This window comes from Lelliottia nimipressuralis (genome assembly GCF_041464075.1).
In the GTDB taxonomy this organism is placed as follows: Bacteria; Pseudomonadota; Gammaproteobacteria; order Enterobacterales; family Enterobacteriaceae; genus Enterobacter; species Enterobacter nimipressuralis.
This window is the reverse complement of sequence record NZ_CP167172.1, coordinates 1,386,198-1,399,896: the sequence shown is the minus strand read 5'-3', so window position 1 is coordinate 1,399,896 and position 13,699 is coordinate 1,386,198. Positions and strand designations below refer to the sequence as shown.

13 protein-coding genes, 5 tRNA genes and 1 other RNA gene are annotated in these 13,699 nt (G+C 54.6%); 7 read left to right on the top strand and 12 right to left on the bottom strand.

What is annotated here, in order from left to right:
- The first annotated feature begins 78 nt into the window (after positions 1 to 78).
- The 5 genes from galE (at position 79) to gpmA (ending at position 5,340) form a co-directional block, all read left to right on the top strand.
- The gene (galE, locus tag ACB496_RS06520; RefSeq protein ID WP_100777153.1) at positions 79 to 1,095 is read left to right on the top strand and encodes a UDP-glucose 4-epimerase GalE; all 1,017 of its coding nucleotides are present in this window, start codon (positions 79 to 81) and stop codon (positions 1,093 to 1,095) included.
- Between the two features lie 9 nt (positions 1,096 to 1,104).
- A complete protein-coding gene (gene galT / locus ACB496_RS06515) occupies positions 1,105 to 2,151 on the top strand; it encodes a galactose-1-phosphate uridylyltransferase (protein ID WP_371974691.1) in 1,047 nt (348 codons plus the stop codon).
- Positions 2,152 to 2,154: 3 nt separating this feature from the next.
- Complete coding sequence (gene galK / locus ACB496_RS06510; protein WP_123429247.1) at positions 2,155 to 3,303, top strand: galactokinase; 1,149 nt, start codon at positions 2,155 to 2,157, stop codon at positions 3,301 to 3,303.
- Positions 3,297 to 4,337 (top strand): galactose-1-epimerase, encoded by a 1,041-nt coding sequence (gene galM, locus ACB496_RS06505; RefSeq protein ID WP_371974690.1) that lies wholly within the window; start codon positions 3,297 to 3,299, stop codon positions 4,335 to 4,337. Before galK ends, galM begins: the two co-directional genes overlap by 7 nt.
- 250 nt (positions 4,338 to 4,587) lie before the next feature.
- Positions 4,588 to 5,340: a 2,3-diphosphoglycerate-dependent phosphoglycerate mutase gene (gene gpmA / locus ACB496_RS06500; protein WP_100777157.1), complete on the top strand. Its 753-nt coding sequence runs from the start codon at positions 4,588 to 4,590 to the stop codon at positions 5,338 to 5,340.
- Positions 5,341 to 5,402: 62 nt separating this feature from the next.
- Here gpmA and aroG read toward each other — a convergent pair whose 3' ends face one another.
- Entirely contained in the window at positions 5,403 to 6,455 is a 1,053-nt protein-coding gene (gene aroG / locus ACB496_RS06495; RefSeq protein ID WP_371974689.1) for a 3-deoxy-7-phosphoheptulonate synthase AroG, read from the bottom strand.
- 317 nt (positions 6,456 to 6,772) lie between these two features.
- Here aroG and ACB496_RS06490 point away from each other — a divergent pair, with 317 nt between their 5' ends.
- Positions 6,773 to 7,171 (top strand): YbgS-like family protein, encoded by a 399-nt coding sequence (locus tag ACB496_RS06490; RefSeq protein ID WP_100777159.1) that lies wholly within the window; start codon positions 6,773 to 6,775, stop codon positions 7,169 to 7,171.
- Positions 7,172 to 7,278: 107 nt separating this feature from the next.
- Positions 7,279 to 8,217, top strand: a complete 939-nt coding sequence (gene zitB, locus ACB496_RS06485) for a CDF family zinc transporter ZitB (RefSeq protein WP_102105247.1) — start codon at positions 7,279 to 7,281, stop codon at positions 8,215 to 8,217.
- Here zitB and pnuC read toward each other — a convergent pair.
- From pnuC to tolB, 11 genes are all read right to left on the bottom strand, one after another.
- Entirely contained in the window at positions 8,214 to 8,933 is a 720-nt protein-coding gene (gene pnuC, locus ACB496_RS06480) for a nicotinamide riboside transporter PnuC (protein WP_100777161.1), read from the bottom strand. The two genes, zitB and pnuC, sit on opposite strands and share 4 nt — an antisense overlap.
- A gap of 37 nt (positions 8,934 to 8,970) precedes the next feature.
- Entirely contained in the window at positions 8,971 to 10,014 is a 1,044-nt protein-coding gene (gene nadA, locus ACB496_RS06475; RefSeq protein ID WP_371975213.1) for a quinolinate synthase NadA, read from the bottom strand.
- 163 nt (positions 10,015 to 10,177) lie between these two features.
- A non-coding RNA gene (locus ACB496_RS06470) (RtT sRNA) lies at positions 10,178 to 10,302 on the bottom strand.
- 31 nt (positions 10,303 to 10,333) lie between these two features.
- Positions 10,334 to 10,409, bottom strand: a tRNA-Lys gene (locus ACB496_RS06465).
- A gap of 30 nt (positions 10,410 to 10,439) precedes the next feature.
- Positions 10,440 to 10,515: transfer RNA gene (locus ACB496_RS06460), tRNA-Lys, on the bottom strand.
- A gap of 29 nt (positions 10,516 to 10,544) precedes the next feature.
- Positions 10,545 to 10,620 (bottom strand) — tRNA-Lys (locus ACB496_RS06455).
- 2 nt (positions 10,621 to 10,622) lie between these two features.
- Positions 10,623 to 10,698 (bottom strand) — tRNA-Val (locus ACB496_RS06450).
- A gap of 37 nt (positions 10,699 to 10,735) precedes the next feature.
- A tRNA-Lys gene (locus ACB496_RS06445) sits at positions 10,736 to 10,811 on the bottom strand.
- A 162-nt stretch (positions 10,812 to 10,973) separates the two neighbouring features.
- The gene (gene cpoB / locus ACB496_RS06440; protein ID WP_371974688.1) at positions 10,974 to 11,768 is read right to left on the bottom strand and encodes a cell division protein CpoB; all 795 of its coding nucleotides are present in this window, start codon (positions 11,766 to 11,768) and stop codon (positions 10,974 to 10,976) included.
- Positions 11,769 to 11,777: 9 nt separating this feature from the next.
- A complete protein-coding gene (gene pal / locus ACB496_RS06435) occupies positions 11,778 to 12,299 on the bottom strand; it encodes a peptidoglycan-associated lipoprotein Pal (RefSeq protein ID WP_003858578.1) in 522 nt (173 codons plus the stop codon).
- Positions 12,300 to 12,334: 35 nt separating this feature from the next.
- Positions 12,335 to 13,627: a Tol-Pal system beta propeller repeat protein TolB gene (tolB, locus tag ACB496_RS06430; protein ID WP_102105251.1), complete on the bottom strand. Its 1,293-nt coding sequence runs from the start codon at positions 13,625 to 13,627 to the stop codon at positions 12,335 to 12,337.
- Positions 13,628 to 13,699 lie beyond the last annotated feature (72 nt).

Here is a 13,699-nt window from a genome sequence, read left to right as displayed (position 1 = left end):
TATTTTATCCCATGTCACACTTTTCACGTCTCTGTTATGCTATGGTTATTACATACCATAAGCCTAATGGAGCGAAACATGCGAGTTCTGGTAACGGGTGGTAGCGGTTACATTGGAAGTCATACCTGTGTGCAACTGCTGCAAAATGGCCATGATGTCATCATCCTCGATAACCTGTGCAACAGTAAGCGCAGCGTGCTGCCCGTCATTGAGCGCCTCGGCGGAAAACAGCCCACGTTTGTGGAAGGCGATATCCGCAACGAAGCGCTGATGACCGAAATCCTTCACGACCACGCCATTGATACGGTGATTCACTTTGCGGGCCTGAAAGCGGTCGGCGAATCCGTCGCTAAGCCTCTCGAATACTACGATAACAACGTGAACGGTACCCTGCGCCTGATCTCCGCGATGCGCGCCGCGAACGTGAAAAACTTCATCTTCAGCTCATCGGCCACCGTCTACGGTGACCAGCCTAAAATTCCTTATGTCGAAAGCTTCCCGACCGGCACGCCGCAAAGCCCGTACGGCAAAAGCAAGCTGATGGTGGAACAGATTCTGGCCGATCTGCAAAAAGCGCAGCCGGACTGGAGCATCGCTCTGCTGCGTTATTTCAACCCGGTTGGCGCACATCCGTCAGGCGATATGGGCGAAGATCCGCAGGGCATCCCGAATAACCTGATGCCCTACATCGCGCAGGTGGCCGTGGGCCGCCGCGACTCGCTGGCAATTTTTGGCAACGACTACCCGACCGAAGATGGCACCGGGGTGCGCGACTACATTCACGTCATGGATCTGGCCGATGGTCACGTGGCGGCGATGCAGCAGTTGGCGAATAAACCCGGCGTGCATATTTACAACCTCGGTGCTGGCGTGGGCAGCAGCGTGCTGGACGTGGTTAACGCCTTTAGCAAAGCCTGCGGCAAACCGGTGGCGTATCACTTCGCGCCACGCCGCGATGGCGATCTTCCCGCGTACTGGGCAGATGCCTCCAAAGCCGATAAAGAGCTGAACTGGCGTGTCACGCGCACACTGGATGAAATGGCACAGGATACCTGGCACTGGCAGTCACGCCATCCCCAGGGCTATCCGGATTAAGGATCCGACATGACGCAATTCAACCCCGTCGATCATCCGCATCGGCGTTATAACCCGTTAACCGGGCAATGGATTTTGGTCTCTCCGCATCGTGCGAAGCGCCCATGGCAAGGCGCGCAAGAGACGCCGGCGAAACAGACGCTGCCTCAGCATGACCCGGACTGCTTCCTGTGTCCGGGGAATACCCGCGTCACCGGCGATAAAAATCCGGATTATCAGAGCACGTATGTGTTTACCAACGATTTTGCCGCCCTGATGACCGACACGCCGGATGCTCCGGAAAGTGACGATCCGCTAATGCGTTGCGAAAGCGCGCGCGGCACCAGCCGGGTGATCTGCTTCTCGCCGGACCACAGCAAAACGCTGCCGGAGCTGAGCCTCAGCGCCCTCACCGACGTGATCAACACCTGGCAACAGCAGACCGCCGAGCTGGGACAGGATTATCGGTGGGTGCAGGTTTTTGAAAACAAAGGGGCGGCGATGGGCTGCTCTAACCCGCATCCACACGGCCAGGTGTGGGCGAACAGCTTCCTGCCAAATGAAGTTGAGCGCGAAGATCGTCTGCAAAAAGCTTATTACGACGAAAACCAGTCAGCGCTGCTGGCGGATTACGTTCAGCGCGAGATGGCTGACGGCAGCCGCACGGTCGTTGAAACCGAACACTGGCTCGCCGTAGTGCCGTACTGGGCGGCGTGGCCGTTCGAGACGCTGCTGCTGCCAAAAGCCCACGTCCTGCGCATTACCGATTTGAGCGATGCCGAGCGTGACGATCTGGCCCTGGCGCTGAAAAAACTGACCAGTCGCTATGACAATCTGTTCCAGTGCTCTTTCCCCTATTCCATGGGCTGGCACGGCGCGCCGTTTAATGGCGAAGAGAATCAGCACTGGCAGTTACACGCCCATTTTTATCCGCCGCTACTGCGTTCCGCGACGGTGCGTAAATTTATGGTGGGCTATGAGATGCTGGCAGAAACCCAGCGCGATCTGACGGCAGAACAGGCGGCAGAACGTCTGCGCGCCGTCAGCGATGTCCACTACCGCGAATCAGGAGTCTAATAAATGAGTCTGAAAGATAAAACACAATCCCTGTTTGCTGAAAAATTCGGCTACCCTGCCACCCACGCGATACAGGCTCCTGGCCGCGTTAATCTGATTGGTGAGCACACCGACTATAATGATGGTTTCGTTCTGCCTTGTGCGATCGATTATCAGACCGTCATTAGCTGCGCCAAACGCGACGACCGCAACGTGCGGGTGATTGCCGCCGATTACGACAATCAGATCGACGAGTTTTCCCTTGATGCGCCGATTGTGGCACACGATACCCAGCAGTGGTCAAACTACGTGCGCGGGGTGGTTAAACACCTGCAAAAGCGCAATAAAAACTTCGGCGGCGCGGATCTGGTGATCACCGGTAATGTTCCGCAGGGTGCAGGCCTGAGTTCCTCTGCCTCTCTGGAAGTGGCGGTCGGCACCGTATTCCAGCAACTTTATCATCTGCCGCTGGACGGGGCGCAAATCGCCCTCAACGGCCAGGAAGCGGAGAACCAGTTCGTCGGCTGTAACTGCGGGATTATGGATCAGCTGATTTCTGCGCTCGGTAAAAAAGAGCATGCCCTGCTGATTGACTGCCGCACGCTGGGCACCAAAGCTGTCTCCCTGCCGAAAGGCGCGGCGGTGGTGATTATCAACAGTAATTTCAAACGCACGCTGGTCGGCAGTGAGTACAACACCCGCCGTGAGCAGTGTGAAACCGGGGCGCGCTTCTTCCAGCAGCCTAAACTGCGCGATGTTTCGTTAAACGAATTCAATAAAGTGGCGCACGAACTGGACCCGGTCGTGGCCAAACGCGTGCGTCACGTTCTGACCGAAAACGCCCGTACCGTGGAAGCAGCCTCTGCGCTGGAGAAAGGCGATCTGAAACGCATCGGCGAACTGATGGCGGAATCCCACGCCTCCATGCGCGATGATTTCGAGATCACGGTTCCGCAAATTGATACGCTGGTTGAGATTGTGAAAGCGACCATCGGCGAGAAAGGCGGTGTGCGTATGACCGGCGGCGGTTTTGGTGGCTGCATTGTGGCGCTGATCCCGGAAGAGCTGGTTCCCGCCGTTCAGGATGCCGTGGCGAAACAGTATGAGGCCAAAACCGGTATCAAAGAGACCTTCTATGTCTGTAAAGCAACCCAAGGAGCTGGACAGTGCTAAACGAAACGCCAACCCTCGCCCCTGACGGTCTGCCGTATCGCCTGCTGACCCTGCGTAACAGCGGAGGAATGGTGGTGACGGTGATGGACTGGGGCGCAACGCTACTCTCTGCCCGCGTACCCATGCCAGACGGCAGCGTGCGCGAGACCCTGCTCGGCTGCGCATCGCCGGAACAGTACGTCAACCAGGCGGCTTACCTGGGCGCCTCTGTCGGACGCTACGCTAACCGTATCGCCAAAAGCCGCTTCGTTCTGGACGGTAAAACCTATTCCTTAGTGCCAAGCCAGGGCGAGAATCAGCTCCACGGCGGCATGGAAGGTTTTGATAAACGCCGCTGGCGTATCGTGCAGCAGAATGACAGCGAAGTGCTGTTTGCGCTGGAATCCGCCGACGGCGATCAGGGCTTCCCCGGCAATCTTTCTGCCTCTGCCCTCTTCCGCCTGACGGACGATAACCGTATCAGTATTGAATACCGTGCGACGGTCGACCAGCCTTGTCCGGTCAATTTGACCAACCACGCCTATTTCAATCTCGACGGCGATCAGACGGATGTGCGCAATCACAAATTGCAGATCCTGGCCGATGCGTATTTACCGGTCGATGCGATGGGAATTCCTCTTGAAGGACTGAAGTCTGTAGAGGGCACCAGCTTTGATTTCCGCGTCGCGAAAACCGTCGCAACGGATTTCCTGAGCGACGACCATCAGCGCAACGTGAAAGGCTATGACCACGCATTCCTGCTGCAGGCGAAGGGAGATGCTACCCAACCTGCCGCTCAGGTGTGGTCCGCCGACGAAAAGCTGCAGATGACGGTGTATACCAGCGCTCCCGCCCTGCAATTCTATTCCGGGAACTACCTCGGCGGTACGCCTGCGCGCGAACAGGGTGATTACCACGACTGGCAGGGAATGGCGCTTGAAAGTGAGTTTCTGCCGGACAGCCCTAACCATGCCGAGTGGCCGCAGCCTGACTGCATTCTGCGTCCGGGCCAGGAATATGTGAGCGAGACCGTTTATCAGTTTATCGCCCGCTAACGATATTGGGTGGCGCATTGTTTCCCCGGCCCCACCCGAATGACATCCCGCCAGGCCCTCATGCTGAGGGCTTTTTTTGTCCGTCTTGCTGAAAATAGCGTCGATCGCGGACAAAATCATAACCCTCAATTCACAAGCATCTTACACTGGGCCACTATTTTCGCTATGGTTAGGGTTAAGCGTTGCCGCCTGAGCGATCACGGCAATATAATGAGAATTGTTATCATTCAATAAGCTTAAGGAGTGCAATATGGCTGTAACTAAGCTGGTCCTGGTGCGCCACGGCGAAAGCCAGTGGAACAACGAAAACCGCTTCACTGGTTGGTATGATGTTGATCTGTCTGAGAAAGGCGTAAGCGAAGCAAAAGCTGCAGGTAAACTGTTGAAAGATGAAGGCTTCAGCTTCGATTTTGCTTATACCTCTGTGCTGAAACGTGCCATCCACACTCTGTGGAACGTGCTGGACGAACTGGATCAGGCCTGGCTGCCGGTTGAGAAATCCTGGAAGCTGAACGAGCGTCATTACGGTGCGCTGCAGGGGCTGAACAAAGCTGAAACCGCTGAAAAATACGGTGACGAGCAGGTTAAGCAGTGGCGTCGTGGTTTTGCGGTAACCCCACCAGAGCTGACCAAAGACGATGAGCGTTATCCGGGCCACGATCCGCGTTACGCGAAACTGACTGATGCTGAGCTGCCACAGACTGAAAGCCTGGCGCTGACCATCGATCGCGTTGTGCCTTACTGGAACGAGACCATTCTGCCGCGCATTAAAAGCGGTGAGCGCGTCATCGTTGCCGCTCACGGTAACTCCCTGCGTGCGCTGGTGAAATACCTGGATAAGATGGGCGAAGACGAAATCCTTGAACTGAACATCCCAACGGGCGTACCGCTGGTGTATGAGTTCGATGAGAACTTCAACCCAATCAAACGTTACTATCTGGGTAACGCTGACGAAATCGCAGCGAAAGCGGCGGCGGTAGCAAACCAGGGTAAAGCGAAGTAATGATTCGCCCGATATAAAAAAAGCGTGGAGCAATCCACGCTTTTTTATTGGGTTAAGAAGGATTAACCGCGACGCGCTTTAACCGCGTTTGCCAGCTGGCGCAGGATCGCGTCCGTATCTTCCCAGCCGATGCAGGCGTCAGTGACACTCTTCCCGTAGACCAGCGGCTCGCCGCTCTCCAGGCTCTGATTTCCTTCCACCAGGTGGCTTTCAATCATCACGCCAATCACGGCTTTCTCGCCGTTAGCCAGTTGCTGGCAAACGTCCGCGCCCACTTCCATCTGCTTTTTGAACTGCTTGCTGGAGTTGGCATGGCTGAAATCGATCATCACATTCGGTGACAGACCCGCTTTTTCGAGGCCGGATTTCACTTCTGCGACGTGTTTTGCGCTGTAGTTAGGCTCTTTACCGCCACGCAGAATAATATGGCAGTCGCCGTTCCCACTGGTGTTGACGATAGCAGAGTGGCCCCATTTGGTGACCGACAGGAAACAGTGCGGCGCACCGGCGGCGTTGATGGCGTCGATCGCCACTTTCATGGTGCCATCGGTACCGTTTTTGAAACCGACCGGGCACGAGAGACCCGACGCCAGTTCGCGGTGAACCTGAGATTCCGTGGTACGCGCACCAATCGCGCCCCAGCTCATCAGGTCGGCCAGATATTGCGGGGTGATCATGTCCAGGAACTCGCCTGCGGCCGGTAATCCGCTGTCGTTAATTTCCAGCAGCAGTTTGCGCGCGATGCGCAGCCCGTCGTTGATCTGGAAGCTGTTATCCATGTGCGGATCGTTAATCAGCCCTTTCCAGCCCACCGTAGTGCGTGGTTTTTCAAAATAGACGCGCATGACGATTTCCAGCTCACCTTGCAGCTCTTCACGCAGGGTCAGCAGGCGCGCAGCGTACTCTTTTGCCGCCGCAGGATCGTGAATGGAACAAGGGCCAATCACCACCATCAGGCGATCGTCGTTGCCTTTCAGGATCTTATGGATCGCTTTGCGGGCATGAGAAACCGTATTGGCGGCGTTTTGCGTGGCGGGAAATTTTTCAAGGAGCGCTACGGGGGGTAATAACTCATTGATCTCTTTAATGCGTAAATCGTCGTTCTGATAATTCATGATCGTTCCGGCTCTGACATATTTTTAGTAATGAATGCAATCCTTTCAATCTAACTTGTCAGCCTGGAAGTGTAAACGGGCTTTTACACTTCGCACGGATAATTCCTGGAATTACCCTATAAAACGCGACAAAGTAGCGAATAACGAGATCTGCCCTAAACTTTTTAAATGTAACCACTCTGTTTATGCATTTAAACGTGATTCCATCCTGACATAAGTTCAGATAATGGAATCTTTGACCACTCAGCGATTGATTTCGCGGATGCACTGTTGGAAGAAGTTATCCAGCAAATAACGACCAGAACAGGAGCAGCATGATGAAAATGACTAAACTGGCAACCCTTTTCCTGACAGCAACCCTGACCATGGCGAGCGGCGCAGCGCTTGCAGCAGATTCTACGGGTTCCGATAATAATGGCCAGGCGAACGCTGCGGCTGCAGCAGGCCAGGTCGCGCCGGACGCCAAACAGAACGTGGCGCCAAACAATGTTGATAACAGTAATATCAACACGGGCAGCGGAACCAGCGGCGGTACCATGCTGCACCCGAACGGGACCGACTCGGGCACCATGAACCATGACGGGATGACCAAGGACGAAATTCACAAAAACTCGATGTGTAAAGACGGGAAATGTCCGGACATCAACAAGAAAGTTGAAACCGGCAACGGGATCAACAACGATGTTGATACCAAAACCGATGGCACAACGCAGTAATACGAGTCGGATCGGATAAATGAAGGAGAGCGAAGGCTCTCCTTTCTTTTTTGTGCAAAATGTTAAAAAATCTACACTCAGAATGATTACTCATCAGGACAGAGTTCATGGCGCACACGCATTCGCATTCACACTCTCCAGGGGACGAAAACGCTAAACGTCTGATGCTGGCTTTCGGCGTCACAGCCACGTTTATGGTTATCGAGGTTATCGGTGGGCTGATTTCTGGCTCTCTGGCATTACTGGCGGATGCGGGCCATATGCTCACGGATGCCGCAGCGCTGCTGTTTGCGCTGATCGCCGTGCAGTTTTCCCGCCGTCCACCTAACGCGCGCCACACCTTCGGCTGGCTTCGTCTCACGACCCTCGCCGCTTTCGTCAATGCCATTGCACTGGTGGTGATAACGATTTTGATTGTCTGGGAGGCGTTCCAGCGTTTCCGCGACCCGCAGCCTGTCGCCGGAACGACGATGATGGTGATTGCCGTGGCCGGGCTGCTGGCCAATGTCCTCGCCTTCTGGATTTTGCATCGCGGTAGCGCAGAGAAAAACCTCAACGTCCGCGCGGCCGCGTTACACGTGCTGGGCGATCTGCTGGGCTCGGTCGGGGCGATTGTGGCGGCACTGGTGATTATCTCCACGGGCTGGACACCGATCGACCCCATCTTGTCGGTGCTGGTCTCCTGCCTGGTGCTGCGCAGTGCATGGGGATTGTTACGCGAGAGTGTGAACGAACTGCTGGAGGGTGCGCCCGTTTCGCTGGATATTTCGGCGCTGAAGCGCAAGCTGTGCCGGGATATTCCGGAAGTGCGCGATGTTCATCATGTGCATGTCTGGCTGGTGGGCGAGAAACCGGTGATGACCCTGCATGTCCAGGTGATCCCTCCGCACGACCACGACGCACTTCTGGGCCGCATTCAGCACTTCCTGGAGCACCACTACGAGATTTCGCACGCCACTATTCAGATGGAGTATCAGACCTGTAGCGGGCCGGACTGCCATCTCAATGAGACGCAGCCCGACCATTCACACCATCACCACCATTAACTGGACAGCGCGCGGGAGCCACGCTGACGCGCGCTGTTAATCCACATCCGGCTGCCGTTAAGGGCAATGAAGGTGAGGAGCAGGTATTCCAGCGACATGGCGTAGACGCCCTGCAACGCGAAGATCACCACGCTTATTACGTTAATAATGACCCACAGCAGCCAGTTCTCGACGTACTTACGCGTCATCAGAATCATCGCCGCGATCGACAGCACCATCATGCAGGAATCCCAAAACGGGAACGCATCGGGCTGCAGTTCAGGCATGGTGACGTTTAATCCCAGGCTGGACATCACCGACACTGCCACGCGCGTCAGGAAACCAAATACCGGGTTGATGTAGACCGTCATCAGGCCAATGGCGACGACACAGGCCGCGAGCCAGGCAATGGCTTTTGGCAGAGGTAGCCAGCGAATCTGTAGCTCCGCTTCCTGAGCGCTATTTTGCCGGGACCATGCGTACCAGCCGTAGATATTCGCGGCGAAGAAAAAGAGCTGCAACAGCAGGCTGGCATAGAGCTGGATCTGGAAAAAGATAATCGCGAACAGCGTGACGTTAATCAGGCCGAAGGCGTAGTTGCTGATCTTCTCCAGACTTGCGAGCCAAATGCAGAGCAGCCCCGCCAGGGTGCCAATGGCTTCAATCCATGACAGGTCGTAGCCGCCCGCCCCGATTGGTATATGAACCAGGATATTCTGCGTGCTAAAAAAATCCATCTTTTCCCCAGAGCGTACTGATACGCGTTATCTCATCTCAGGAGCGTAGTGTAGCCGCAAAATCGAGCATACGGTTAAGAGGAATTAACGCCCCCTTACGCAACGCAGCGTCCACATGGATCTCATGTGCCGCCCCGCCCGACTCCAGCCCTTCAGCAATCGCCTTAAGGCCATTCATCGCCATCCACGGGCAATGCGCGCAGCTGCGGCACGTGGCCCCCTCTCCGGCTGTTGGGGCTTCGAACAGCTCTTTGTCCGGAACCGCCTGCTGCATCTTATAAAAGATACCGCGATCGGTGGCGACGATCAGCTTCTGCTGCGGCAGCGTTTTCGCGGCGTTGATCAGCTGGCTGGTGGACCCCACCGCATCAGCCATATCGACTACCGACTGAGGTGACTCCGGGTGGACAAGGATCGCGGCGTCAGGATAGAGGGCTTTCATGCGTGCCAGCGCCTGGGTTTTAAATTCGTCGTGCACAATACACGCACCCTGCCAGCACAACACATCCGCGCCGGTTTGCTTCTGCACGTAGTTGCCCAGATGTTTGTCCGGCGCCCAGATGATCTTCTGCCCGAGGCTATCCAGATGCTCAATGAGTTCAACGGCGATACTGGAGGTGACCACCCAGTCTGCACGCGCTTTGACAGCGGCTGAGGTGTTGGCGTAAACAACGACGGTTCTGTCAGGATGGGCATCGCAAAACGCGCTGAATTCGTCGATCGGACAGCCTAAATCCAGAGAACACTCCGCATTGAGCGTGGGCATCAGAATGGTTTTTTCCGGGCTGAGGATCTTTGCCGTCTCGCCCATAAAGCGAACGCCAGCCACCAGCAGCGTCGAGGCCGGATGTTTCGCACCAAAGCGGGCCATCTCAAGAGAATCGGAGATACAACCGCCTGTCTCTTCGGCCAGCTGCTGGATTTCGGGATCGGTGTAGTAATGAGCGACCATTACCGCATCTCGCTCCTTCAGCAGGCGCTTTATTTTTTCACGATAGAACTGTTTTTCGTCCCGGTTTAAAGGCACGGGCTTAGGCGGGAAAGGATAGATTGCGGCTTCAGGATCAAACATCACGCTCATCATTGCTTCTCGTTTTACTGGCTTAACAATAATGTCTCTCTTTTGCGTTATGAACGAAAGATACGACAATTGTGTTTTGTATACTAAACAAGATAGCGCGTTGAGGGAAAAAAGTCACAATATTTGGATAGCAGAAAGGCGCCTTTAGGGCGCCTTTCTACACTGGTGGGTCGTGCAGGATGACTCGTTTCGCTCGCCCTTCAGGCCGTCGCCGCAGGCGGCTCCGGTGTCTCACTGCGTTCGACTCGAACCTGCAGCAGGTTCTCATCCTGCCGAATCGCGCATAGCAAAAAGGCGCCTTTAGGGCGCCTTTCTACACTGGTGGGTCGTGCAGGATTCGAACCTGCGACCAATTGATTAAAAGTCAACTGCTCTACCAACTGAGCTAACGACCCCTTTCGGGACTTGCAAATTTTTATTCAGGCTGGTGGGTCGTGCAGGATTCGAACCTGCGACCAATTGATTAAAAGTCAACTGCTCTACCAACTGAGCTAACGACCCATTCGGGTGTTGCCTGAATTTTGTAGTATTGGTGGGTCGTGCAGGATTCGAACCTGCGACCAATTGATTAAAAGTCAACTGCTCTACCAACTGAGCTAACGACCCGATGGTGGGTGATGACGGGCTCGAACCGCCGACCCCCTCCGTGTAAAGGAGGTGCTCTACCAACTGAGCTAATCACCCAACGCCGTACTACTGGGTACTACAGGAAAATCTTAAGTGGTGGGTCGTGCAGGATTCGAACCTGCGACCAATTGATTAAAAGTCAACTGCTCTACCAACTGAGCTAACGACCCACTTTTTTCGCGGCTTTCGGGCTGTTCGATATCCCTTGGCAACGGCGGCATATATTACTGATTTAAGAATTCAGCGCAACAAAAATTTCGACGAAGATCACTTAACTGCTTACGAATCAGGCGGCACGACCAGAAATAACGCGATTTCTGGTCATGCGACACTCAACCCATCGATCCAAGACGTTTTTGCGCTTGTTTCGCACCTTCGGTGCCAGGGTACTTCGCGACCACCTGCTGATAAACGGCCTTCGCTTTCGCGCTGTCGCCTTTATCCTGCATGATGACGCCGACCTTAAACATGGCATCAGGGGCTTTAGGCGATTTTGGGTAGTTTTTTACCACAGAGGCAAAATAAAACGCCGCATCATCCTTTTTACCCTTGTTGTAGTTCAACTGACCAAGCCAATAATTCGCATTTGGCTGATAAGTTGAGTCAGGGTACTTTTTCACGAAGTTCTGAAACGCCGCAATGGCATCGTCCTGACGCGATTTATCCTGCACCAGGGCAATAGCTGCGTTGTAGTCAGTATTTGCGTCACCGCTCTGTACAGGCGCGCCTGTCGAAGCTGACGCATCTGCGGCCGGTGCCGGAGTAGCTGCCGCCGCCCCGGTCTGATCGCCTGCCGCGGGTTGCGCTGCAGCGCCGCCGTTACTCATGCCGTCGATCTGCAACAGGATCTGCTTCTGACGCTCGACAACCTGATTCAACTGATACTGACTTTCCTGGATCTGACCACGGAGAGAATCAATATCGTTTTGGTTATCAGAGAGCTGCTGCTGGAGTTGGGTTAAAAGCTGACTGTGAGCGTTAGAAATACGCTCGAGTTGAGTGACGCGGTCTTCGACCGAGCCGGAGCCGACACTACTGATTGGTGCCTGAGCAAAAGCGGCCCAGGGGGCCGCTATTCCAACCAGTAACGACAGACTCAAGAGTTGATGTCTGAAGTTACTGCTCATGCAATTCTCTTAGTAAACCAGTACGGCACGACGGTTTTTGGAGTAAGCCGCTTCGTCATGACCCAGTACTGCAGGTTTTTCTTTACCGTAAGAAACGATGGAGATCTGGTCAGCAGAAACGCCTTTACCCTGCAGGTACATCTTAACGGCGTTCGCACGACGCTCACCCAGGGAGATGTTGTACTCAGGAGTACCACGTTCGTCAGCATGACCTTCTACGGTGACTTTGTAAGATGGGTTGCTACGCAGGAAGTTTGCGTGCGCATCCAGCATCGCAGCGAAGTCAGAACGGATGTCATACTTGTCCAGATCGAAGTAAACAATGTTGTTCTGCTGCAGCTGCTGCATCTGAAGACGCGCTTGCTCTTCAGAAGACATATTCCCGTTACCGTTAGCGTCCATACCAGTGCCGGCACCCATCATGCCTTCGCCGCTCTGGTCGTTGCTTGCATTCTTGTTGGAAGAACACGCCGCGATTGCCATTACAGGCAGAGCGATCATCAGCCCCTTCAGCACTTTGTTCAGTTGCATTTCTATGATTCCTTTAGTAATCAATTAATTATTATTTACAGATACGGCGACCAGGCAGGTGATTTTACCTGTCCATCAGTTGCCGGAATACGCGCTTTGAAACGCCCATCTGTAGAAACCAGATTCAGCACAGATCCCATCCCCTGAGAAGAGCTGTAGATTACCATCGTGCCGTTAGGTGCCAGACTCGGCGTTTCATCCAGGAACGTTGACGACAGAACTTGCACGCCACCCGTTACCAGATCTTGTTTGGCAATGTGCTGCTGGCCACCAGCAGAGCTGACCATTACCATAAATTTACCGTCACTACTTACATCAGAATCCTGGTTCTGTGAACCTTCCCAGGTGATGCGCTGCGGTGCACCGCCATTTACATTGACTTTGTACACCTGAGGACGACCGGCCTGGTCAGATGTGAACGCCAGGTTCTGGCTGTCCGGGAACCAGGTTGGTTCAGTGTTGTTGCTGCGACCATCCGTGACCTGGCGAATCTGGCCGGAGCCGATATCCATCACGTAAAGGTTCAGGCTGCCTGTTTTAGACAGAGCAAATGCCAGTTTAGTCCCATCAGGTGAGAACGCTGGCGCACCGTTGTGACGCGGGAACGAAGCAACCTGACGCACAGCGCCGTTGGACAGAGTCTGAATCACCAGCGCAGAGCGACCGCTTTCGAAGGTCACGTAAGCAAGTTTAGAACCGTCCGGAGACCAGGCCGGAGACATCAGCGGCTGTGGTGAACGGTGCACTGTGAACTGGTTGTAGCCGTCGTAGTCAGAGACGCGCAGTTCATACGGGAACTGGCCGCCGTTGGTCTGAACCACATAGGCGATACGGGTACGGAAGGCACCTTTAATACCGGTCAGCTTCTCGAACACTTCATCACTCGCAGTGTGACCCGCGTAGCGAAGCCACTGCTTGTTCACTTTATACGAGTTCTGCGCAAGAACAGTACCTGGAGCGCCGCCAGTATCAACCAGCTGGTAAGCCACTGTGTAACCACCGTCCGGATTCGGAGTCACTTGACCCACTACCACGGCATCAATACCGAGCGCAGACCAGGCTGCCGGTTGAACTTCCTGAGCGGTACCCGGCTGCTGTGGCAGGCGAGAACGATCTAAGGGATTGAATTTGCCGCTGTTACGCAAGTCAGCCGCCACAATGCCGCCAACGTCTTCAGGGGCAGCGCCAGGGCCGGCCCACTGGAACGGAACAACGCCAATTGGACGCGCAGAGTCCACCCCTTGGGTGATCTCGATGCGTACCTCTGCGTGCAGCACGGCTGCCCACAGCATAAAGAAACTTACTGCTACACGTAATGCCTGCTTCATTATATCTCCCTTATCTGGGTAACGTTACCCACGATAATTTAGCAGAATGTTAACAAACTCAAATAGACAAAA

Bases quoted from the DNA above. Each gene is read 5' to 3' on its own strand.
- nadA (WP_371975213.1), bottom strand. From the start codon at position 10,014: ATGAGCGTGATGTTTGATCCTGAAGCCGCAATCTATCCTTTCCCGCCT.
- pnuC (WP_100777161.1), bottom strand. From the start codon at position 8,933: ATGGATTTTTTTAGCACGCAGAATATCCTGGTTCATATACCAATCGGG.
- zitB (WP_102105247.1), top strand. From the start codon at position 7,279: ATGGCGCACACGCATTCGCATTCACACTCTCCAGGGGACGAAAACGCT.
- pal (WP_003858578.1), bottom strand. From the start codon at position 12,299: ATGCAACTGAACAAAGTGCTGAAGGGGCTGATGATCGCTCTGCCTGTA.
- aroG (WP_371974689.1), bottom strand. From the start codon at position 6,455: ATGAATTATCAGAACGACGATTTACGCATTAAAGAGATCAATGAGTTA.
- galK (WP_123429247.1), top strand. From the start codon at position 2,155: ATGAGTCTGAAAGATAAAACACAATCCCTGTTTGCTGAAAAATTCGGC.
- galT (WP_371974691.1), top strand. From the start codon at position 1,105: ATGACGCAATTCAACCCCGTCGATCATCCGCATCGGCGTTATAACCCG.
- cpoB (WP_371974688.1), bottom strand. From the start codon at position 11,768: ATGAGCAGTAACTTCAGACATCAACTCTTGAGTCTGTCGTTACTGGTT.
- galE (WP_100777153.1), top strand. From the start codon at position 79: ATGCGAGTTCTGGTAACGGGTGGTAGCGGTTACATTGGAAGTCATACC.
- tolB (WP_102105251.1), bottom strand. From the start codon at position 13,627: ATGAAGCAGGCATTACGTGTAGCAGTAAGTTTCTTTATGCTGTGGGCA.
- gpmA (WP_100777157.1), top strand. From the start codon at position 4,588: ATGGCTGTAACTAAGCTGGTCCTGGTGCGCCACGGCGAAAGCCAGTGG.
- ACB496_RS06490 (WP_100777159.1), top strand. From the start codon at position 6,773: ATGAAAATGACTAAACTGGCAACCCTTTTCCTGACAGCAACCCTGACC.